The 21309-nt window shown below is 69.7% G+C and carries 18 protein-coding genes and 1 pseudogene; 16 read left to right on the top strand and 3 right to left on the bottom strand.

Going from position 1 to position 21309, the window contains the following annotated elements:
* The first annotated feature begins 7 nt into the window (after window positions 1-7).
* The 13 genes from ABZS64_RS34375 to ABZS64_RS34315 all read left to right on the top strand — a co-directional run bounded on the left by ABZS64_RS34375 (window position 8) and on the right by ABZS64_RS34315 (window position 13171).
* A complete protein-coding gene (locus ABZS64_RS34375) occupies window positions 8-349 on the top strand; it encodes a hypothetical protein (protein ID WP_355838152.1) in 342 nt (113 codons plus the stop codon).
* On the top strand, window positions 331-2988 hold the full coding sequence (locus ABZS64_RS34370) for an ATP/GTP-binding protein (protein ID WP_355838150.1): 2658 nt from the start codon (window positions 331-333) through the stop codon (window positions 2986-2988). The genes ABZS64_RS34375 and ABZS64_RS34370 overlap by 19 nt, the downstream gene beginning before the upstream one ends.
* Window positions 2985-3932 carry a replication-relaxation family protein gene (locus ABZS64_RS34365; RefSeq protein ID WP_355838148.1) on the top strand — a complete coding sequence of 316 codons (948 nt, stop codon included), beginning with the start codon at window positions 2985-2987 and terminating at the stop codon, window positions 3930-3932. The genes ABZS64_RS34370 and ABZS64_RS34365 overlap by 4 nt, the downstream gene beginning before the upstream one ends.
* Before the next feature lie 1736 nt (window positions 3933-5668).
* Window positions 5669-6217, top strand: a complete 549-nt coding sequence (locus ABZS64_RS34360; RefSeq protein WP_355838147.1) for a hypothetical protein — start codon at window positions 5669-5671, stop codon at window positions 6215-6217.
* Between the two features lie 221 nt (window positions 6218-6438).
* Window positions 6439-7065, top strand: coding sequence for an ATP/GTP-binding protein (locus ABZS64_RS34355; RefSeq protein WP_355838146.1), 627 nt, complete (start codon window positions 6439-6441; stop codon window positions 7063-7065).
* A gap of 36 nt (window positions 7066-7101) precedes the next feature.
* Window positions 7102-7821, top strand: a complete 720-nt coding sequence (locus ABZS64_RS34350; RefSeq protein WP_355838145.1) for an SAF domain-containing protein — start codon at window positions 7102-7104, stop codon at window positions 7819-7821.
* Window positions 7821-8621 (top strand): hypothetical protein, encoded by an 801-nt coding sequence (locus ABZS64_RS34345; RefSeq protein WP_355838143.1) that lies wholly within the window; start codon window positions 7821-7823, stop codon window positions 8619-8621. The genes ABZS64_RS34350 and ABZS64_RS34345 overlap by 1 nt, the downstream gene beginning before the upstream one ends.
* Before the next feature lie 147 nt (window positions 8622-8768).
* Window positions 8769-10169 (top strand): CpaF/VirB11 family protein, encoded by a 1401-nt coding sequence (locus ABZS64_RS34340; RefSeq protein WP_355838141.1) that lies wholly within the window; start codon window positions 8769-8771, stop codon window positions 10167-10169.
* Window positions 10166-11098: a type II secretion system F family protein gene (locus ABZS64_RS34335; RefSeq protein WP_355838139.1), complete on the top strand. Its 933-nt coding sequence runs from the start codon at window positions 10166-10168 to the stop codon at window positions 11096-11098. The genes ABZS64_RS34340 and ABZS64_RS34335 overlap by 4 nt, the downstream gene beginning before the upstream one ends.
* Window positions 11095-11976: a type II secretion system F family protein gene (locus ABZS64_RS34330; RefSeq protein ID WP_355838137.1), complete on the top strand. Its 882-nt coding sequence runs from the start codon at window positions 11095-11097 to the stop codon at window positions 11974-11976. The genes ABZS64_RS34335 and ABZS64_RS34330 overlap by 4 nt, the downstream gene beginning before the upstream one ends.
* 26 nt (window positions 11977-12002) lie before the next feature.
* Window positions 12003-12209: a hypothetical protein gene (locus tag ABZS64_RS34325; RefSeq protein ID WP_355838135.1), complete on the top strand. Its 207-nt coding sequence runs from the start codon at window positions 12003-12005 to the stop codon at window positions 12207-12209.
* A gap of 99 nt (window positions 12210-12308) precedes the next feature.
* Window positions 12309-12653, top strand: a complete 345-nt coding sequence (locus ABZS64_RS34320; RefSeq protein ID WP_355838133.1) for a TadE family protein — start codon at window positions 12309-12311, stop codon at window positions 12651-12653.
* Window positions 12650-13171, top strand: a complete 522-nt coding sequence (locus tag ABZS64_RS34315; RefSeq protein ID WP_355838131.1) for a TadE/TadG family type IV pilus assembly protein — start codon at window positions 12650-12652, stop codon at window positions 13169-13171. The genes ABZS64_RS34320 and ABZS64_RS34315 overlap by 4 nt, the downstream gene beginning before the upstream one ends.
* Window positions 13172-13397: 226 nt before the next feature.
* Here the strand turns inward: ABZS64_RS34315 and ABZS64_RS34310 are convergent, their stop codons facing one another.
* Window positions 13398-14198, bottom strand: a complete 801-nt coding sequence (locus ABZS64_RS34310) for a pentapeptide repeat-containing protein (RefSeq protein WP_355838129.1) — start codon at window positions 14196-14198, stop codon at window positions 13398-13400.
* A 244-nt stretch (window positions 14199-14442) separates the two neighbouring features.
* Between ABZS64_RS34310 and ABZS64_RS34305 the strand changes: the two genes are divergently transcribed.
* The 3 genes from ABZS64_RS34305 to ABZS64_RS34295 all read left to right on the top strand — a co-directional run bounded on the left by ABZS64_RS34305 (window position 14443) and on the right by ABZS64_RS34295 (window position 18980).
* A complete protein-coding gene (locus ABZS64_RS34305) occupies window positions 14443-14886 on the top strand; it encodes a pilus assembly protein TadG-related protein (RefSeq protein WP_355838127.1) in 444 nt (147 codons plus the stop codon).
* A gap of 35 nt (window positions 14887-14921) precedes the next feature.
* Window positions 14922-18362: a LysM peptidoglycan-binding domain-containing protein gene (locus ABZS64_RS34300; protein WP_355838125.1), complete on the top strand. Its 3441-nt coding sequence runs from the start codon at window positions 14922-14924 to the stop codon at window positions 18360-18362.
* A gap of 363 nt (window positions 18363-18725) precedes the next feature.
* Window positions 18726-18980, top strand: a complete 255-nt coding sequence (locus ABZS64_RS34295) for a hypothetical protein (RefSeq protein WP_355838123.1) — start codon at window positions 18726-18728, stop codon at window positions 18978-18980.
* 550 nt (window positions 18981-19530) lie between these two features.
* On the opposite strand, the gene ABZS64_RS34290 is transcribed toward ABZS64_RS34295, so the two are convergent.
* Window positions 19531-19767 carry a hypothetical protein gene (locus ABZS64_RS34290; RefSeq protein ID WP_355838121.1) on the bottom strand — a complete coding sequence of 79 codons (237 nt, stop codon included), beginning with the start codon at window positions 19765-19767 and terminating at the stop codon, window positions 19531-19533.
* A 396-nt stretch (window positions 19768-20163) separates the two neighbouring features.
* Window positions 20164-21309: pseudogene (locus ABZS64_RS34285) on the bottom strand (hypothetical protein); the annotation flags it as partial.

Raw genomic sequence — 21309 nt, 5'->3', positions numbered from 1 at the left:
CCCGATCGTGCAACGGGCCCTGGACCAAGCCATCCCACCCGATCTGCCCCCAGCCGCGGCAAAGAGCCTCACGGCCCTTGGGCGGGCGGTGTGGACGGCCCGGGTCACCGGCACCGGCCGCCAGCAGTGGCCGCACTACTTCACCGGCCCCCACCCGCAGGCCACGTACGGCCGGGTGCGGATCCAAGCGGCGATCGCCCGCCGCGACAGCTCCCACCCCGGCACCACCAACGCGGCGGTGGTGCGCCTGGTGTGGGCCGGAGCCGACCCGTCCGGCACCTACCTGGACGGCCGCACCGCGACCGTCCGCTTCACCCTGGAAGGAGACACATGGAACCCGATTCGGTAATGCTCGCCTCCGCGCCCCAGCTGATCTGGGACATCGCAGTCGGACTCGCCCAGTGGGCGTGGACGGCGACGAACTGGCTGTACGACAACGCCTGGTGGCTGGGGCTGCTCGCCGCCGCGGCCTGGTGCGGCTGGGCCGTACTGCAACACCGCCTCGCCGCCAAGGCCCTGCGCAAGCGGACCTACGTCGAGCTGCAACCCTCTCGGCAGTTCGAAACGACCGGTGAGGAGATTCTGCGGTTCGGCGCCCAGCTGATCCGCGCCGCGAGCGCCGGCCCGTGGTGGACACCGCGCAACGCGCGGACCGTACGGATCCGGCTGCGGGCGGATGACACGAAGCCGTTGTCGTACCGGATCGAGGGCCCGGCCTCTGCGAAGCATCTGCTGCTGCAGACCCCCTACGCCCGGGTGCGCACCGAGCCCGCCCGGCCGGTCGCCCACAAGAAGTGCACCCATACGGTGCGGGCGGTGTTCGCGCTGCACGGCACCCCAGGGGCCCGGCTGCGGGACGTGCCGCTGGAGCCGGACCCGCTGCAGCCGCTGATCGACGCCGTCGCCGACCTGCGCGCCGATCTCGGTGACCTCGCCGAGGTGTGCCTGGACATCTCCCCCGCCGCCACGTGGCGGCTCCGCGCCCGGCGCTGGCAGGTCATCGACACCGCCCGCCAGCAGGCTCGCCGCCAGTCGCGGCGGGAGGCGCGGTGGATGACACAGGACGCCGCCACCATGGAGGACGCCCTGTCCTGGCAGCTCACCAAACTGACCGTCCCCCAGGAGAAGCGCGGCGGCGAGGGGCGCAGGTTGCTGATGACGCCGCGGCCGCCACGGGTCGACCGCGACAAGGCGCTGGGCAAACTGGTCGAGGACACCGGCCTGGTGCGGGTCCAGCTGCTGGTGCGCTGCGCCTCCGACACAGTCGGCCGCGCCGAGCGACGCCTGCGGCACATCGAGGCCGCTCTCGACGTCTACGCCGCGCGCACCCGGCTTTCGTCGCTCGGCTTCTCGCTCGGTCCGCTGCGGCTCGGCCCGGACCGGTGGCCCTGGCGGGTGCGGTTCGACGAACGGTGGACCAGCGGACTGATTAGGCCCGCGCGGGACTCGTGGGCCCGCATCGAGGAGCTCACCGGTCTGCTCAAGCCGCCCACCGTGCATGCCCGGTTGCCGCTGCTGGCCGGCGACATCCCCACCTACGCGCCGGGCAAGAATCTGCTGCCGCAGGGCTGGTACCGGGGGCCGGACGGCCGGGAGCGCCTGGTCGCCACCCGCGAGGAGGACACCCTGTTCGAGGTGCAGGTCGGCAAGGCCGGCTGGGGCAAGACCATGCGCGCCCTGGTCCAGGCCGTCGCGTCCGCACACGGCAGCCGCGGGCTGGCGTTCGTCGACCCGCACCGCGACTCGTGGGCCACTGTCGCTCCCTACCTCGCGCATGGCGGCATCATGCGCCGGGCCTGGCTGTTCGACCTGACCATCCGGGATCCGCAGGACCGCCTGGCGTGCTGGAACCCGCTGAGCATGACCGGCGCCCAGGCCCCGCACGAGGTGGTCGCCGCGACCGTCGACGCCTTCGCCACGTCCCTGGGCTGGGGGGATGCCAACGCACCTCGGGCCATCACCATCCTCACCAAGGCCATCGAAGCCCTGGTCGCGGTCAACGCCCAGGCGGTCGCCGCCAAATCAGAGGACTGCCAGGCCACCGTCTTCCAGATCCGTCCCCTGCTGACCGACCCGGTCTTCAGGAAGCTCGTCGTCGACAGGCTGGATGCGGAAGCCGCCCGCTGGTGGATGACGTCCTTCCCCGAGATCCCGAAAGACGCCCTGCCGACCGTCCTCAACCCGCTGGACCGGCTCGCCGCCTCCCCCGTCATCAAGGCCTTCCTCGGCTCCCCCACCGGCAGTTACGACATCCGCCAGGCCATGGACCGCTCCAAAGTCGTCTGGATCTGCCCGGCCGGCACCAGCCCCACAGACCGACTGCTGGTGTCGCTGCTCGTGCGGGACCTGCTCCGGGCCGGACTGTCCCGCCGCGACACCCCCGCGCGCGAGCGGCGCTCGTTCCGCCTCTACCTGGACGAGCTGATTTCCCTGGACGGTGCCGCATCCTCCTCTCTGGCGGAAATCACCGAACAGCTACGCAAGTTCGGCGTGCGGATGCACGGCATGACGCAGCTGCTGCACCGGCTCAGCTCCGATGTCCGCACCGCGCTGCTGCAGAACGCCTCCTGCCTGTCCACCACGGCCGGATCCATCGAGGCGATCCGGCACATCACTGACGAGTGGGGCGGCCAGGTCAACCCCGCAGACGCCGTCGAGCTGGACCGCTACCACCACTGGGCGTCGTTCACCGTGGCCGGAAAGAGGGTCGGGCCGCTGCTGATCCGCGGACCCGAACTGAACGAAGTCTTCGGCAACTTGGCCCGGCCGGGCAAGGTACGCGCCCTGCTGGCGGCCGCGCACACCAACACCGGGGCCCGGCCGCTGGCCTCCCTCACCGCCGTCGCCTCCAGCCACGAGATCTCCGTTCGTTCCTTCCTGACCCGTCCCGGCCCCGGATCGGGGACCGGTGACGGGTCGGGCAAGCCCGGCACGGGCGGCCCGGACACCTCAACCGATGGCAACCAGTCCCAGGAGCAGTACGTATGAGCCCCGAATTCGACACCGACGCTTCTGAAATCGAGAGCATGGATGACGCCGGACCGGAGCTGCAGCCCAGCACGGAGGACACCGCCGCTCACCGGGCCATGGCGCTGCTCGCCCAGCACCGCCTGGTCACCACCCCGCAGATGCACCAGCTACTTAACCCCGGCAACTTGCGGACTCGCACGTCCAACGTGCTGAGTGCGCTGCGGGAGGACAAGCTGGTCTCCTACACCGTGCTGAGCGGCCGGCTGCGGGCCTGGTTCCTCACCGCCCGGGGCGCCCGTATTGCCGCCGGGTGGCCGGAGTTGCGTGGTCGCGCCCTAAGGCAGCCGGCCAGTGCCACCGAAGCCTCGCTACGTGCCGCGCACACCCTCACCGCGGTCCGCGCCCATCTCGCGTTCCTCGCCGATGCCCGCCGACGCGGCGACGAATACGGACCACTGGACTGGGTGCCCGAGATCGGCCACCGCCTCCCCGACACCGGCGGTGAGGACAAACTCGTCGCCGACGCAGTCCTGCATTACACCGCCGTGGCGCCACGCAGGCTGCAGTACCGGGCATTCACCGAGATCGACCGCGCCACCATGTCCTCCGAACGACTCGCCCGGAAACTCATCTCTTACGCCCGGTTCCACGACTACACCCCCCAGCCCGTCGGGCGCCGGGGCACCGTCGCCGACCAGGCCGCGATGCTCGCCTGGCAACGCTTCTACCCCCGCTTCCCCAGAGTCCTGTTCATCCTGACCGGAGCGTCCGCCCCCAGCCTCAAGCGCCGGATCGACGACCTGCGAGCGATGACCGCCGGACACCCGCTGGTCACCCAGCTGGCCGGACAGGTCAAACTCGGCGCCGCTGTCCTCGAGGACCTCGAAGAGCACGGCCCGTCCTCGGCCGTGTGGACACCGCTGGCCGGACCCGCCGACCGCCGCTCCTGGATGGACCTGTAGCACGTGAAGAAACTCCGTACCCGCCCGCCGCGTTTCGTAGCCCTGGACAATCGGGCGGTCGACGACCTGCGCCTCAGCGTCCTGGACGTCGGACTGCTGGCGGTCGCCCTGCGCTGCCCGGACGGTGCCGAGTTCACCGTTGCCTCCCTGGCGCGCAAGCGCCGGCCCGGCCGTGAGGCATTGACCGGGGCCATGCGCAATCTGGTGACGTGCGGCTACGTGGTCAAGCTGAAGATCCAGGACGCGGGCACCGGCACATGGCGAACCGAATTCTCGGTTGCCGACATGCCATTCAGCCGCGAGGACGTTGACGGCATGCTCAGCGACGTGGTCGGCGCGCGAGCGATCCGGGTCGAGCCGGTCTGGCTCGACCCACGCAGCAAGTCCGTTCAGCAAGGACCCGCCCCGGCACGGAATCGGGGGCCTGCGTCACTGCCCGCCCGAGTGACGGGATCCCGTCACTCGGGTGCGGCCAGCGCACATGCGCAAGACCCGCAGGTGGCACCGACCGACGGGTTTCCGACGGTCGGTGAGCCGATCGCCGGAGCCCCGTCAGCTAAAGAAAGAACACTTCACCTACAAGACTCTTCTCTCTCTGCCACGACAGGCCGGGATGGCGGGATCCGGGCACCGGCCAGGGAGAGGAAAGGAAGAGAGAGACCCCTGCCCCCCACAGAGCGCAGGGACTGCCCGTGGTGCCTGCGTTGTCGCCCCTCGTGGCGGCCGCCGGCGGCGCGGGGCCGGCGGCGGCGCCGCTGGTCATCGCGGATGCCCGGGCGGCGGGTGACCGGGTGGCGGATGCGTGGGCCAAGGCCCGGGAGCGGCGGAGGATTTCGGTCCCGGTGCTGGGACGCAAGCGGGTGGCGCGGGCAGCCGCGGCACTGGCGGCCTCGGGCATGCCGGAGGAGGTCCTGCTGCAGGCTGCCGCTGACATGGCGCGCCAGCCCAACTGGTTGGATTTGGAACGCCATTTGGAGCACTGGACCCCGCCTGTTGCTGTACCGCGGTGTGTCGAGCCGGAACCGTGCTGCGCCGAGTGCGACTACGGGTGGGTCTCCGGTGCGGACGGGCGCGCCCGCAAGTGCTCCTGCCGAAAGCCGCGGGCGGGCCGGTGATTTCGCTTCGCCGTGTGTCCCGTGATGCAGGGTTTCGGAATCGCGCCTCTGTGAACACCTAACCGGGCGCGGCTCGGCTGATGAGGCATGGGGGCAGGGGACGGGAACCTCAAGTGGACGTTGTCTGGTGCACACCCGAGGGGCTGGGAGTGGCAGTTGGTGCATTGATGCCGCGTCGCTGAGCCTGTATTGCACGGTGATTGTGCACACCGAAAGGTCAGTGCGAGCAGACGGTGCACTGGTGCAGTACCGCGCATTGTGATGCGCCCGTACCGTGATCGCGTCGACCAGGCCGTGCAGTGGCTGGGGGGCAGCCCAAAGGCGGGCTGGCAGATCGGAACGGATCAGTGATCGGGTGCGGCGCTGCGTCGCGTGATGCGGGATTTAGGGCGTCACACTCCCGTGAACCGGTCAAACGAGCTGGGCTGTTGAGTCGAAGGTACATAGCATGTGCATGTGCAACGCGGTCTTGTGAAGCCGTTCAGCACGCAACTGCATCACCACGCAGCGCACCGCTTCGCAGGTCGCCAGCACATCGTCGAAAACGTACGGGGAGGCGCAGTGGTACGAAAGGCACGACCGAAGCGCGGTGTACTTCGCACCCGGAATCATCTTGTTGGCTTGGCGCTTGCCGGATGCGCGGCTTTCACCTTGAGCGCGTGTGGCAGTGGTGACAAGAGCGACGATGCGACGAGCCCGGCGCCCACGAGCAGTACACCGGCACCGAAGAAGTCGTCGGCGAGTTCGGACCCGCAGGCCGCTGAGAAGGCTCATGCCCTTTCTGCGTACGCGCATTACCGCGAAGAGCAGGTCAAGGCGTACGCCAAGGCCAGCGCCGACGGCACAGACCTCAAGAAGTACGTCACAGCCGACGCTCTCGGCCGGGTCACGGTCGATCTGTTGAGCCTGAAGAGCGCGGGGAACGTCGCCACGGGTGCCCCGGTCAGCGACGCCGAGGTCAGCACACTTGATCTCACCGGGAAGATCCCGAAGGCCACCGTCAAGGACTGCGTCGACGTCACAAACTGGAAGGTCGTCAACCGCGCAACCGGCAAGACATTGCCAGCACCGAAGGGCCAGCTCAAGCGCTACATCAAAGACGTCACGCTCGAGAAGTGGGGGAAGCAATGGATGGTCTTGACGGACACGTCAAAGGCGCGCGCCTGCTGATTCGCTGCTCTGCCGTCGGCTCAGCCCTGTCCCTGTCCTTGCTCGCCCCGCTGCCCGCCTACGCGGACGATCCGGGCGGCGGCGGTGCCGGACACTGTGCGGGCAGCATCTCAGATATCTGCGTGATCTCTCAGGTGCCTGGAAAACCGGCGTCGCCCGGCGACAAGCCTGCCACGCCCGTGGGGAGCAAGCCCGCGAAGCCGGTCTGTGAGGCGACGCGAATGGATCCTCAGCCTCCTGCCGGAAGCCCGATGTGGGAAGGCCATCAGCCCGGTGACGGCGCGGTCTACGTACGCGGCTGCCTGAACGGCGCGGCCCAAGCGATTGACATCTTCTGGGCGGCGCCGCCGCCTGCCGACGCGGGGGTCGACCCGGCGGTGCTGGCGCAGCAGGCCGTGGACAAGATGACGCTGACCGGCCCCGACATCAACATCAACCCGAAGCCGGGCGGCAAGGGCCTGGTGGGGATGCCGGTGTGGATGGCGGCCAACCAGGGGCTGACGACCTGGGGCCCGAACACCGCGAGTGCCTCCGCGGGCGGAATCACCGTCACCGCGACCGCCACGGTGTCGAAGGTCGTCTGGCAGATGGGCGACGGCACGACCGTCGCGTGCGCCGGTCCCGGCACGGTCTATAAGACGTCGTACGGGTTGAAGGATTCACCGGACTGCGGTCACGTCTACAACCAGCCGTCGAGCAAGTCGCCGGCCGGGACGTACAAGGTCACGGCGACCGCGACGTGGAGTGTCGACTGGGTTGCCTTCGGGGGCGGAGCGGCCGGCCAGCTGACAGAGGTTCGCGACTCGGACGTGGAGCTCACCATCGTCGAGTCGCAGGCCGTCAACTAGATCTAGAGACCTGCGCGTTCCAGGAGGCACCAGACCGTGAGTAGAGGCACCACCCACCCCGCGCCCGGCCCCGCCGTACAGGTGCCGGGCCCGGGCGGACCGTCCATCCGGCCGGTCGCGGCACCGCGGATGGTCAAGCAGCGTCGCCGCAGGCCCGGCCTGATCGCCTTGTCCGTTGCGCTGATCGCCGGCGGAGGCCTGTCCGGTGCGGTGCTCTACGCGACGTCCGGGCAGCGAACCGCGGTGGTCGTCGTGGCCCGGGACGTACCTGTCGGTTCGCAGATCACCAGGGAAGACCTCGCCGAGGCGTCGATCGCGCTGGATCCGGCGGTGAAGTCCGTGAAGGCGTCGAAGGCCGATGACCTGGTCGGTCAGCGGGCGGCCGTCGACCTGCGGGCCGGGTCTCTGCTCGCGCCGGCCCAGGTGACGAAGAAGTCGTTGATCGGGGCGGGCGAGCAGCTGGTCGGAGTCAGCTTGAAGCCGTCGCAGCTGCCGGCCACGACGCTCGCGCCGGGCCAGAAGGTTCTGATCGTGAGTACCCCGGATCCCGACGCCGTGTCCAACGGCGGCAAGGCCACCAACGAGGTTGCCCCCAAGACCCTTCGGGCCACCGTGGTCGAGGTCGGGAAGCCGGCGACCGGCACCGGCATCGTGGTCGTCGACGTTGCCATCCCTGCCACGGACGGGCCCGCGCTGGCCTCCCGCGTGGCGACCGGCGATGTCGCCCTGATCGTCGACTCCCGAGAGGGCAGTTGATGGCCGTCATCGCGCTCGCCGGCGGCCTGGGGGCGCCCGGTGTGACCACGACCGCCATGGCCCTGCTGCTGACCTGGCCACTGGAGGCGGGGCACCGCGTCGTGCTGGCCGAATGCGATCCGGACGGCGGCGCGATCCTGTCCGGCGCCCTGCAAGGCACGCTCGGCAATACACACGGTCTGCGCAATCTCGCGCTGGCCGGTCGGCAGAACCAGCTGGGCGAGGCCTTTTGGCGGCAGTTGGTCGACGTCACCGACGCCAGCAGCAAGGACCGGCTGGTGCTGCCCGGCCTCTACGACCCGGCACACGCCTCTTCCATGGGCCCCGTGTGGGAGCCACTGGCCCATCTGTTCCGCGGGGTCGAAAACCACCAGCACGACGTGCTGGTCGACCTGGGGCGGCGCGGCGCGTCCGGTCCCTCAGCGGTCCTGGCGCAACGCGCGGATGTGGTCCTGATGGTGGCCCGGAACACGCTGCGCGGTCTGCAGAGCGCGCAGGTACGCCTGACAGCGATGCGTGAGCAGTTGGGCAGCGCGGCCGAGATCGGTCTCGTGCTGATCGACCGTGGGCCGTTCCCGAAGGAGGAGGTGCAAAAGCACCTGCAGACGGAAGTGGTGGCGACGTTGCCATGGCGGCCGGGCGAGGCCGAGGTGCTGTCGGATGGTGCGGATCAGCCACGGAAGTTCGAGACGTGCGAGCTGATGCGCGCTGCCCGGTCAGCGACGACCCGGCTTCAGCAACAGGTCGCCATGCGCCGTGCCCGTCTTGGCTCACCCGCCCAGGCAGCGGGGGGACGGTGACCGGTGCGCGCTAACCCGATTCACCACAACCCGCAGGTCGCGCCAGTCGGCGACCGGATCGCGCAGGGCCCCGGGCGGCCGCACCCGGTCCCGAACGGGGGCGGGGACCCGAGGAAGCCCGGGCAGGCCCAAGCCCACGCTCCGGGCATGGTCGGCGCCGCCGGCGTCCCGCAGGTCGTTGTGGACTACGCGGCCGTCCGGCTGATCAAGAAAGAGGTCGGGGACCGTTTGACGAGCCGGCTGCGCGCCCAGCCGGGGATGAGCACCGCTGCCCAAGAGCAGCAGGGCCGCGCTCTGATCAATGAGCAGGTTGCGATCTGGTCCGACGCGGAAGCGGTCAAGCGCGGGGTTTCCACCACCCCAGCCGAGGACGCCGCAGTCTCCCAGGCGGTGTTCGACCTGCAGTTCCGGGCCGGGCGGCTGCAGCAGCACCTGGACAACGCGCGCGTGGAGAACATCTTCATCAACGGGTACCGGGACGTGTGGCTGGACTTCACCGACGGGCGGCGCACCCAGGTGGCACCGGTGGCGGATTCGGATGAGGAGCTGCGGGAGCTGCTGCGGGATCTGGCCAGGCGCACCACCGGCCAGAGCGAGCGCAGCCTGTCGACCGCCGACCCGTTCCTGGCGCTGCGGCTGGCCGATGGCTCCCGGCTGCAGGCCGTCATCGACGTCACTCCGGGCACCTATGTCACGATCCGCCGGCACAGCATGCGCCACGCCGCCCTGGATGACCTGGTGCGGTTCGGGATGCTCGACACGACGCTGGAGCAGTTCCTGCGGGCCTGTGTCCGCGCCGAGAAGAACGTGATGATCGTCGGTGGGCAGGCGGCGGGCAAGACGACGCTGCTGCGCGCGCTGCTCAAGGAGATCGATCCCACCGAGCGATTTGCCACCCTGGAAACAGAGTTCGAGCTGTTCGCCCACGAGAACGGCTTCCACCGGCAGGTGGTGCCGATGGAGGCCCGTCAGTCCAATGGCGAGCGGGTCGACGGGCGCAACGCGGGCGAGATCTCGCTGATGGACCTGATGTACCGGGCGCTGCGGATGTCGCTGGCCCGGATCGTGGTCGGTGAGGTCCGCGGGCCGGAGATCGTGGCGATGCTGCAAGCCATGACGAACGGTCAGGGCGGCAACCTGTGCACCCTGCACGCCATCCACCCAAGGGTGGTCTTCGACCGGATCGCGGAGCTGTACCTGCTGGCTCAGACCAACATGTCCGAGCAGCTGGCCTACCGGCAGGCCGCCAACGGCCTGCACTTCATCGTGTTCGTCAACTCCCTCGACGAAACGAAGATCGGCGGGCACCGGCACCGGTTCCTGTCCCACGTGCTGGAAGTGACGGGCATCGGCGAGGGCGGCCGCCCCGACACCAACACGATCTTCGGGCCGCGCCCGGAGTGGGACGAGCCCCGGGCGGTGCCGTTGATGCACCCGCGGTGCATCAACGACCTGCGCCGGACCGGTTTCGACTCCGACCTGCTGAACGCGCCCCGCGGCACCTGGCCCGGGCTGTTGCCGCTGATGGTCCAGGAGGCGTCCCTGTGAGGACACTGCTGCTGTGGGTGATAGCCGGACTCGCCCTCTCCGCCGGCCTGGTCGGTCTGGTGGCGGGCATCGTCGGCACCACCCAGCCCAAGGGCCCCTCCCTGGTCGCCCGGCTGCGGGCACGCACCGGACAGGCCGACCAGGACGCGCGCATGCGGCGCCGCAACCGCCTGGTGGCGGGCGCCGTCGCCGGAGCCTTGCTGTGGCTGGTCACCGGGGTATTCGTCGCCGGCGTGCTGCTGATGCTGGCGATCGTGGGCGTGCCCTGGCTCCTGGCACCGACCAAGGGCGCTGCTACCCGAATCGGGAAGCTGGAGGCGCTGGGGGACTGGACGCAGCGGCTCAGCAACGTCCTGCGGCTCGGGCGAGGCCTGGACGAGGCGTTGAAGGTGTCCCGCAAGGGCGCCCCCGACGCGATCGCGGCCGAGGTCAGCGACCTGGTCGACCGGCTGCAGGTCGGCTGGCGCTCGGCGGATGCGCTGCGCGAGTTCGGCAACGCGCTGGACGACGTGACGGCCGACAAGGTGGTCGCCGCGCTGATCCTGTCCGCTTCCGACCGCGGGCCCGGTCTCGCGCAGGCACTGGATGACCTCGCCGAATCGGTTCACGAGGAGGTCGCCAAGCGGCGCGCTATCGAGGCAGACCGGGCCAAGCCCCGCACCACGGTGCGATGGATGACCATCATCACGCTGGGCCTGGTCGGGGTGGGGATGCTGGTGCCCGGCTACACCGCCCCGTACGGAAGCCTGCTCGGGCAGCTGGTGCTCGCTCTGCTGTCCGCGGGCTTCATCGGGGGCCTGGCCTGGATGCGGCAGCTCGCCGATCACAAGCCGGTCCCCCGGTTCCTGATCGCCGACCCGGGCAGCCGCGTGACCGTGCAGTCGGCTGCGGCCGGAGACGGGTCGGTCGTCTTTGAGGAGGCCCTGTGATCCCCGTCGGGGCGGTCATCGCCGGTTGCACGGTCGGCGCCGGGGTGGCCATGCTCATCAACGAACTGGCGTGGCCCGCCCCCGCGTTGGGGCCCGCCTTGCAGCGCCTGAACCACCCGGCCCCGCCCAGCCCGCAGATGCTCAGCGCGGACCGCGACGAGCGCTGGGGGGCCTGGCTGGTCGAGCACCTTGCGGGGCTTCCCGGGGTGCGGATCCCGCGTAAAGACCTGGCGCTGGTCGGCCAGTCGCCGGGGCGGTTCCTGCTGACGAAGGTGGCGCTGGCCGGGGCCGGGCTGCTGCTGCCGCCGGTGGCGACGATTCCCTTCCTGCTGCTCGGCCTGCCGTTCTATCTGCCCGCCGTCGTCGGCTTGTTGTTCGCGGCTCTGCTGTGGTTCGCCCCGGACCTGGCGCTGCGGGACCAGGCTCGGCGGGCCCGCGAGGAGTTCGCCCACGCGATGGCGGCCTATCTGGATCTGGTGGCGTTGCGGCGGGCCGGGAACACCAGCGCCGAGCAGGCCATGGAACAAGCCGCCGAAGTAGGCGAGGGCTGGGCGTTCGACCGGATCCAGGAGGCTCTGACGCGCTCGAGGGTGGACAAAGTGCCGCACTGGGAGTCGCTGCAGAGGCTGACCACCGAGCTGGACCTGCCGGTCCTGGACGACGTGGCCGCGATCATGCGGCAGTCCAGTGATGACGGCGCCTCCGTCTACGCCACGCTGCGCTCACGGGCGAAGAACCTGCGCACGGAACTGCTCGCGGATCAAGCCACCGAGGCCAATGCGGACTCCGAGAAGATGACCGCGCCCGGCGCGTTCCTCGCCGTCCTGGTCATGCTGCTCATCGCGTTCCCCGCGGTCATTCGCATCCTGAACACCTGAACCAGAGCATCGAAGGAGCACGCACCATGCACAAGATCGCCGTCCGACTGTCCGCCGCGGCCCAGTGGATCCGCGCCCAGAATCAGAAAGGGCAAGCCCGCGGCCGCGACCGGGGCGACATCTCCATCACCACCGTCATCATCTGGGTCGCCGCCGTCGCGGGCGCCCTGGCCATCGCCGGCACGATCGCCGTCGTGGTCGCCAAGTACAACGGCGTGCTCTCCGGTATCTGAGACAGCGTGAGGGGGAGATACGCAGTGATCCGCGTGCGGCGGTGGGCAGCCGCGATACGAGCCCGTGCCCAGGGTGAGCGGGGAGATACGTCGATCCAGATGGCGATCGTCTTCCCGTTCATCATCCTGCTCACCATCGCCGTGGTGCAGGTCGGCATGTGGTTCCACGCCCGCAACATCGCGCTGACCGCGGCCCGTGAAGGGGTGTCCGCAGGCCGCGCCTATCAGGCCTCCCCATCAGACGGCGCAGCCCGAGCCCGGGAGGCCTTGACCCGGATCGCCGGAGACAGCCTGCGCGATTCCGGGGTCAGTACCGCCGGGAGTACCGCCGACACCATGCAGGTCACCGTGACCGGCACCGCCCCGTCCATGCTGCCGGGCATCTCCGGACTGCGCGTCTCGCAGTCCGCGTCCGGCACCCGAGAACGCTGGACGACACCATGAGAGCCCTGTCGGCATCGTGGCGCGCCCGGCTGCGCGAGGACCGGGGCAGCGAGGCGATCCAGGCCGCCATCGTCGTCCCGCTGCTGATCGCCTTCCTGTGTATGGCGATTGCTGCCGGACGGCTCGTGATTTCCGGCAGCAAGATTGACGCCGCCGCGGAGGACGCCGCGCGGGCAGCGTCCATCGAACGCACCTACGGCGCAGCCAAGTCCGCCGCGTCCGAGGCGGCCGCCCGGTCCCTTAACGATCAGGGCATCACATGCGCGTCGACGAGTGTGTCCGTCGACGCCGGAGGACTGAACGTACCCATCGGCCAGGTCGGCTACGTCACCGTCCGCGTCACCTGCACGCTCGACATCTCGGACCTTCTCCTGCCGGGCACCCCCGGGTCAAAGACGCTGACGAGCAGCTTCTCTTCCGTAGTTGACGCATACCGATCGAAAGCTCTGGGGTTCACCAATTCCGAGGTGTCCTCGCTGCCGAACTCAGATATCGAAGGGCGTGACGGTGGTGTCTGACTGCACGGGTTCGGTGCGCGGTTCACTCTTCCTGCCTTCCGTATGGCTTGGCATCCCGGACCTGGCCGTCGTCGGCGCTTCCGCGTCGCCGACAGCCGCGGCCCGAGATATGGGCATGGTGGTTGGGCGACACGATGCGACTTCGGTTCAGCGGACGGAGGTGGCGCAACTGGCCCCAGAACGAGGTGTCAGGCCCATCCGATCGTTCCACCCTCTACGCGCCACGCTAGGCGTCGGGCCAGACCGTCGTGTCATCAGTGCGGGCATCGGTCAGGTCGGCTTCGTCCAGGAAAGCATCCGACAGGTTGGCACCCCGCAGGTCAGCGCCACGCAGGCTCGCCCTCTGCAGGTCGGCGCCCTGGAGATGAGCACGGCGCAGATCAGCATGCGCCATCCGTGCTTCCTGGAGGTTCGCCCGTCGCAGATCCGCGTTCACCAACTGGCTGCGTTCCAGGTTGACCCCGGGCATCCATGCCCGCGCCAGATTCGAGTGCCGCAGGTTCACGCCGTCCAGTCGCACCCCTGCCAGCGCCGCGCTGCGCAAATCCACATGTGCCAAGAACAATGGCCGCTCCTGCGGGTGCGTGGGGCGGCGGCCCAGCACGCGCAAGGCAGCCCACACGTCAGGGGCGCGGCTGTTCAACCAGGGCATCCGATCATCCACCGTGGGGGTGGGATGGGGCGGCCCGTCCGGTGTGCCGCCGTTCCAGGGCGCGTGCCCACGGACGAACGCGCAAAGAATGAAGGTGAGGGTCTGCCGGTCGGACGGGGAATTCATCGCCACACGCTCCAAGGCGTATATGCCTCCCAGCCGAACATCAAGCGTGTCGCTGCCCAAGTGATCGATCGCCCGGGTGAAGCGATCCGTTATCTGGCCGTCGCGGGCGAGGCGGAGCTGCTGCCAGGCAGCGGCGGCGCCTGCTACCACGACCAGCCCACCCAGGCCTTGCAGCAGTTGGCCGCGGAATGCGTTCTGCAGGTGGGACTGGGCTTGCTGCAGCTCGATCTGCCTTTCTCCGCCCGCCACTTGCTCCAGGTCGCGGGATGGGAGTGGTGGATAGACCAAGCGCGGGAGCCACACAACCGCGGCCAGTACCAGCAGGACGGCTGTTCCGCCCAGCCATGCCCGGACGCAACCGTATCCACGCCACGTTTCCCCCTGCCGACACGACCGGATGTGCCGCACTAAGCCTCACAGGCCGCCGGTAGCGACACGCCGCAGCCGGCGGGGACATGCACTGCTCGGGCTTCGGATACGGGAGGGCTAGAAGATGTCGATCCTTTCGCGGCTGAACCGCGACATGCGGCGGGACCACGGGGGGATCGCGGTGTTCACCACGATCTGCACGATCGTTCTGCTCGCCATCATCGGCCTGGTTCTGGACGGGGGCGGGAAACTGCGCGCCACGGAACGCGCCGATGCCCTCGCGCTGGAGGCTGCTCGCGCCGGAGGGCAGGCTATCGACCCGGGCGCGGCCATCACCGGCGCCGCGATCCGCGTCGACCCGCAGGCAGCCACGGCAGCCGCCTACGCCTACCTGAACAGGGCTGGGGTGAGCGGCCGGGTGAGCACCTCCGAGGACAGCACCCAGGTGACGGTCACTGTCACCGAGACGTACGAGACCAAGTTTCTGCCTGTGGTCGGCATCGGATCCATGAGCGTGACCGGCCACGGAACCGCAACGCTGCTGCACGGCGCGGATCAACCCGAGTGACCCGGCACGACCAGCACGAGAAGGGCCCCCAAGCCATGCCCCAGCCCTCCCCCACCGGTCCGCGGCGCCACCAGGCCCCTGCCCGCCGCACAGGCGCCGCAGTGGCCACCGTGCTGCGGGGCCTGGTCAGCTTCGTGGTCCTGGTCGTGCTGCTGACCGGCCTGCCCGCGCTGCTGTGGTGGGGCACCGCCGTCATCGCGCCCTCCGGCATCCAGGCCCTGGGCCACTTGCTGTCCACGCAGGACTCCGGACAGGTCTTCATTCTGGCGCTGGCCGTGGTCGGCTGGATCGGCTGGGTGCTCTTCGCACTGTCCGTGCTGGTGGAGATCCCCGCGCAGCTGCGAGGCCGCACCGCGCCGCAACTGCGGCTGCTCATCGGCCAGCGGACCGCCGCCACCCTGGTCGGCACCATTTTGCTGGCGCTGCCGACCGGTACGGCCCTGGCATCCTCCGCCACTCCTGCCCAGGCCGCCACCACTGCCACCGCCCACCCCGCGGCGAGCGCAGAAAGAGCCCCGGCCACCTCGCCCGAGACCCTTCACGACGCGGAAGGGCAGCGGACGGTCACGCACACGGTGCGAAACGTCCGGCCGGCCGAGAGCCTGTGGTCGATCGCCCAAGCACGGCTCGGGCACGGCAACCGGTGGGAGGAGATCGCCCATCTCAACGACGGCCACACCATGGCCGACGGGCAGGTCTTCCACGCCGACTCCCCGATCCAGCCTGGCTGGACACTGCGCCTGCCCGGCGAAGCGGTGCTCACCGAGACCGCCGCATCCGACAGCACCGACATGCACGCCCAAGGTGACCGCTCCGGCCGCACCACCGACGCGCAAGGCACCACCCACTACACCGTTCAGCCTGGCGACAACCTGTCGCAGATCGCCCAGGCCGAGCTCGGCGACGCCACCAAGTACCCCAAGATTTTCCGGCTCAACGAGGGCGAAGCCCAGCCCGGCGGCCGCCACTTCACCGACCCGGACCTCATCTACCCCGGCCAGCATCTCGACCTCCCGGCCGCAGACGCCCCCCGCCACGACAGTGACACCGACAACAGTGGAACCGGCCATCGACGGCCCGGTCACCACGATGACGCGCACGACGACCAGGCCGCCCCGCCCTCCGCCACGCCCTCGACGACCACACCGCCAGCATCGGCCACGCCCAGCGCCAGCACCCCAGAGGAGGGCGGCGGCGGTCGGCCGACCGCAAGCGCCACCCCGAGCCCGGCCCGGCCCGCGCCGAGCCAGCCGAGCCCCGCGGCAACAAACGCCCCAGCCTCCCCGACCAGTCAGCCCACCGACCGCCCCCAGGCGAACGAGCCGGCCACCGCAACTCCCCCGACCCCCACAGGCCCTGATGAAGGCTCTAGCGACACGACGCAGAAGGTGGCGCTGGCCGTCGGGATCGGCGCGCTGCTGGCCGCCTCGCTGGCCGGGGCCCTCGGCGTGAAGCGGATCCTGCAGCAACGCCAGCGCCGCGCAGGCGAGACGATCGCCATCGATGAAGACCCGACCCGGCTGGAGCAGGTCCTCACCGCCAGTGCCGAGCCTGCCGGGGTCGCGCTGCTCGACACGGTACTGCGCACCCTGGCCCATCACGCCCACGCCGCGGGCCGGGAGTTGCCCACCGTGCGCGGGGCCCGCGTCACCGACCGGACCGTGCAGCTGATCCTTGACGACCCCGCCACGGAACTCCTGCCGCCCTTCGCCGCCGGCGACGTGCCGGGCACATGGGTACGTGATCCGGAGTCCCCGCTGCTGGACGGCGACGCGGCCGGGGAAGTTCCCGCCCCCTACCCCAGCCTGGTCACCCTCGGCGCCACCGAGGACGGCGCCCTGCTGCTGGCCAACCTGCTGCACACCGGAGCCCTGTTGCTCGACGGCCAGGCCGACGACATCCTCGCGGTCGCCCGGGCTCTGGCCCTGGAGGCGGGCACCTGCAGCTGGAGCGACCACACCGAGATCATCACCGTCGGCCTGGGGACCCGGCTGGCCACGCTCCTGCCCAAGGGCCGGGTGCGGACCATGCCTCATCTGCCGTCCGTAGTCGCCGACCTGGGCGCCCTGCTGGTCGAAGCACATCAACGCAGCCGCGGTCCCGAAGATGCTCCGGAACCGCTTCACTGGATCCTGATCTGCGCCGGCGACGTCGACGCCGAGCAGGCCTGGCAGCTCGCCGACGCGGTCTCTGCAGCACGGGACCTGCCCGTCACGGTGGTCCTCCCAGCCAGCGAGGCCACACGGCATGCCTTCCCGGACGCCGAACAGATCGCAGCGGCACCGGACATGCCGATCGCCCTTCCGCATCTTGGCGGCGGTCCGGTGCAGCTGCAGCGGCTCACCGACGACCAGTACCGGCAGTACGTCCACGCACTGGAGGTCGCCGACCAGCCCGCCGAACCCGCCACCGGAACCTGGCAACTCGCCGAGGACCACAACCTGGCGGCCACCGCGCCACGGCCCGCACCACACCCCCTGCTCCTGCACAACGGCGGTGAGGACCGCGAGGCGGATCCCGGCAACCCCTTCCCCGGGCTCGCATCCGCAGACCCGTCCCGGATCCGGCTGCTCAAGCCCACACCCGCAGCCGACCACGACGGCGCGAGCCCAGACGAGGACACCGCGGCCGCCGAGCCCACAGACGACGTCCCCACCACGCCGGACGGGCACGGCGAACCCGCGCCCCTCGCCGACCCTCCACACGACGACGGCGACGACCCGAACGCGCCGGAGGTCGCCGTGCTGGGGCCGCTGAAGGTCACCGGGGTCACCAGCTCCGGCCACGGCCCCAAGGTTGCCGCGCTGGCAGCACTGATCTATCTGCGGCCCGGCCGTACCGCCGAGACCCTGTGCACTGCAATGGACCCGGCCTCTCCCTGGTCGCCGCGCACCCTGCAGTCCCGGCTGTCGGAAATCCGCTCCCGGTTCGGCACCGCCCCCGACGGCCAGCCCTACCTACCCCGGCCCAGGACCGGCTACGTCTTCCACCCCGGCGTGCGCTCGGACTGGGACCACTTCCAGCAGCTGGCCGCACTGGGACTGGCCGCCGGCCCCAGCGCCGGAATCCCGAAGCTGGAGAACGCACTTGGCCTGATCAGGGGCAAGCCCTTCGACGGCCAGGACTACCCATGGGCGGACTCCATCCAGCAGGAGATGCACTCCCGCATCGTTGACGTCGCACACACCCTGGCCACCTGGCACGCCGAGAGCGACACCCCGGACCTGGATGCCGCCCGGCAAGCAGCACTGCGCGGCCTGGACATCGACGAGACCGCCGAAGTGCTCTACCGGGACTGGATGCACATCGAATGGGCCGCAGGGAACACTCCGGGGGTTCGCAGAGCCGTCGCCCGCGTTCAGCAGGTCACCCGCTCGTGCGACATCTCCATGGAGCCGCTCACCGAGCAGACCATCGCCCTGGTCCTCTCCGACCGGCCCACCCCACAGCACGCTGCCCAAACTGCACGAAGCTGAGGACTGCCCCACCGGCTGGGACCCGGCACCTTCAACGCGCCGAAAGCACACGCTGTAGGCGTACTTGAGAAAGTGCTCAACGAGTACAGACAAACGTGCTCAGTTGGAGATCGCCGACGGCGCCGGGCTTGATGGCATCCCCGTCTGCTGCGACGACGACACCGCCGAGAAGCTCGGCAACGGCGGCATCGAGTAGACGTGCGGCGACTGCCGCACCATCCTGGAGCTCGACAATCTGGCCTCGTCTCCGACATCCGGGAGAAGGCCGCCGCCTGAGCTACCAGCAGGCGAGTAGGCCCCAGCTGATATTCCCGGCAGGGGCCTTGGCCGTGTCCATAGAATCTTGCCTCGATGAAGAGACGCGTGCAGTTCACCGAGCAGGTTGTGCGGTTTCGCGACTACATGCCGGCCGCAGATCGGGAGAAGTTCCTGCGTCTCGTCGACAGGATCGCAGCTGAGCCTGAAGGCGCCGACAGCCACCTTGCCTACACGAGCGACGCTGTGACGCGCGCGGCCTGGGAAGACCACGTAATGGTCCACTACGTCGTGACGCGCTTCTTCGTGGTCGTCATCGAGACTGACATCTACGACGCGTCGCGTGGCTTCAACGAGGTGTAGTCGGCCACGAGAGGCCCCGATCACCGGTCGGGGCCTTCGTCGTGGGCGCGGGTATTGCGCGGGCGATCCACCGGCCTCGGCACATCACCAGCTGGGCACGTTCATCCGTACGCAGCTGGGCACGTTCACGTGTACGCCGACACACGCCGCTGCCACTGATGGAAAGTGCGCATCTGCGGCCACCTTCCCTGCCCAGTGCACACCCTCCCCGTGCGCAGCGGAGTCTTCGGCCGCGGCAGGCTGCAGAAACACGTTCAAGCCGGGGAAGGGCCAGCGATCTCGCTCGGATCACCGCCGCAAGCCGGCACGGGCACCTGCCAGGTACTTCTCAGTGATCCCTCGGCTTCCTCCGAGTCATCGAGTTTGTCGATGAGTCTCCACTGCCGCGACAACGCACCCGATCGCCTGGGAGCCAGCTGCCGTCCGCTATCGGATGTCTGTGCGCAGTGCCGTGACCGTTCAGAGGTTGGGCTGTGCGATGTGGTTCGATCACGGATTCGTACATTGCGCAGTGCGCTGACCTGGATGGTTGGCCACTGCGCATAAATGATCAAGAGCGCTGCGCAGACCAGTCGGTGCGCACTGCGGACAACTCGTGGCGCACATAGGCGAGGAGCTCCACCACTGCGGCCGAGTCCGAGAGGGGCGGGCGTTGTCTCCAGTCGGCGAGCGTCTCGCGCCCGATCTGCGCAGTGGTGTGCACGTGCCCGGCGAGGTGCGCATCGAGTGCCGTGACTCCCCCGCTGGAGGCTTCCCGCCCTGTGATGATCACGTGTCCGTGGAACAAGTACGGAAGGTCAAGTCCGCGGCCGACGCAGGCGAGAGCCCACACGGTCAGGGTGGGAGGAAGGCCGAGATCGGCGCCCTTACCGTGGCCGTGGAGGAGTGCATGCGGTTGTAGACCGCTCGTTCCGGCGTGCCACCGATGTACTGCGCAAGATCCTGCAGCTGCAGCGGTCTGTGCACCCGGGAGCTGATGCGCCGCGACGACGGCATCTGGAGAGATGCGCAGAGCACGGATCACCGCGGGGGCCTTGCTCACGGTCCTGCGGTCTGCGGTGCGTATGACCCCGGGTCGAGGCGGTGACGGGGGGACACCGCCTCGGCCCGGGGCCTTCGTTCAGGCTAGGGCACCTAGCCTCGGATTGTGCCGGTTTACGGCTCATGGACGAGGTAGGCCGGTTCAAGCAGGGGTGACCGACCAGACTGCGGCAAAGGTCCGCCAGCGGCGCTCGAAGTCGGGCAGGAGCTTCTCCACGAACTCTGAGGTGATCGGGCGCCCGTACTGGCCCTTGACGCCGAGTTCGCCGAGTTCCTTGAGGAGAAGGTCGATCCGCGGGCTCTCGTGCTCCGAGCGTTGCCGACCCCACTGCGCGTAGATGCGGAACGGGAGGAAGTAGCGGCGCAGCGTGCTCGGGTTGACCGGATCACCACCGCGGACGCCTATCCCCTGCGCGGCCAGGAACTGGGAGAGTTCGCCGTCACTCGGCTCACGATCGTGCTGCTGCTGATACGTCATCCACGCCACGTAGTAGCGGTCGACGGTGGTCAAGTCACCGACCGTCGGGTCCGCTGCGCCGCCCGGGGGCGGAATCGGCACCTGCTCGTCTTGCCGCGCAGGCTCAGGGGCAGGCGGCACCACTGGCGCCTCGCCCACCTGGTCGGGGGCATCGAGGCCGGCGCTGACCTCTTCGACGCGCGCAGCCTGCTTGGGCAGGAGCGTGGTGAGCTGTGGGGCGTTGAGTCGCTCGGCCTCGTAGCGCTGCACGAAGTGCGGCAGGATGTGCCCGAGTTCGCCCTCGGTGAGCCAACCGCCGATGGGGCCGAACGGCCCGTACAGCGTGGCCATGTACGGGCCGAGCTGGCCCTCGTTGGGGACCATGCCGTACTCGTCAACGAACTGCGCGAAGCCCTGGAAGTACGTGTCCTCCGCCGATGACTGCGGCAGTTCGCCTCCGACTGCATCCCCGAGCCCGTCGGTGTCTGCTGCCGGATCGTCCCGTGTGGCTGCCGGATCCGACTCCTGCTTGTACTGCAGGCCATCGTGCCCCGCCGCCTCACTCGCGTCGCCCTGACGGTGCGGGCGAGCCTTCGACATGGACGTGAACCACGGACCCGCTTCAGGGCCGCGGCCATCCTCAAAGGCGGGTCCCGTATCTGAGGAGCGCTCCGGTCCGGGCAAGGACGCTGCGACGTCCGGATTGGCATCCAGACGCTCCACACTCATCTGCGGCACCGGCGGCAGCAGCACCGGCTCGACGCCCGCCGCGGCCAGCCCCGCCGGGGCCGTCTCGGCGAGCGGTACTCCGTACTTCGCCAGGCGCAGTGG

It is taken from the genome of Streptomyces sp. NPDC005408 (assembly GCF_040606445.1).
Taxonomy (GTDB): domain Bacteria; phylum Actinomycetota; class Actinomycetes; order Streptomycetales; family Streptomycetaceae; genus Streptomyces.
The sequence above is the reverse complement of the archived record's forward strand: the minus strand, read 5'-3'. Positions and strand labels throughout refer to the sequence as shown.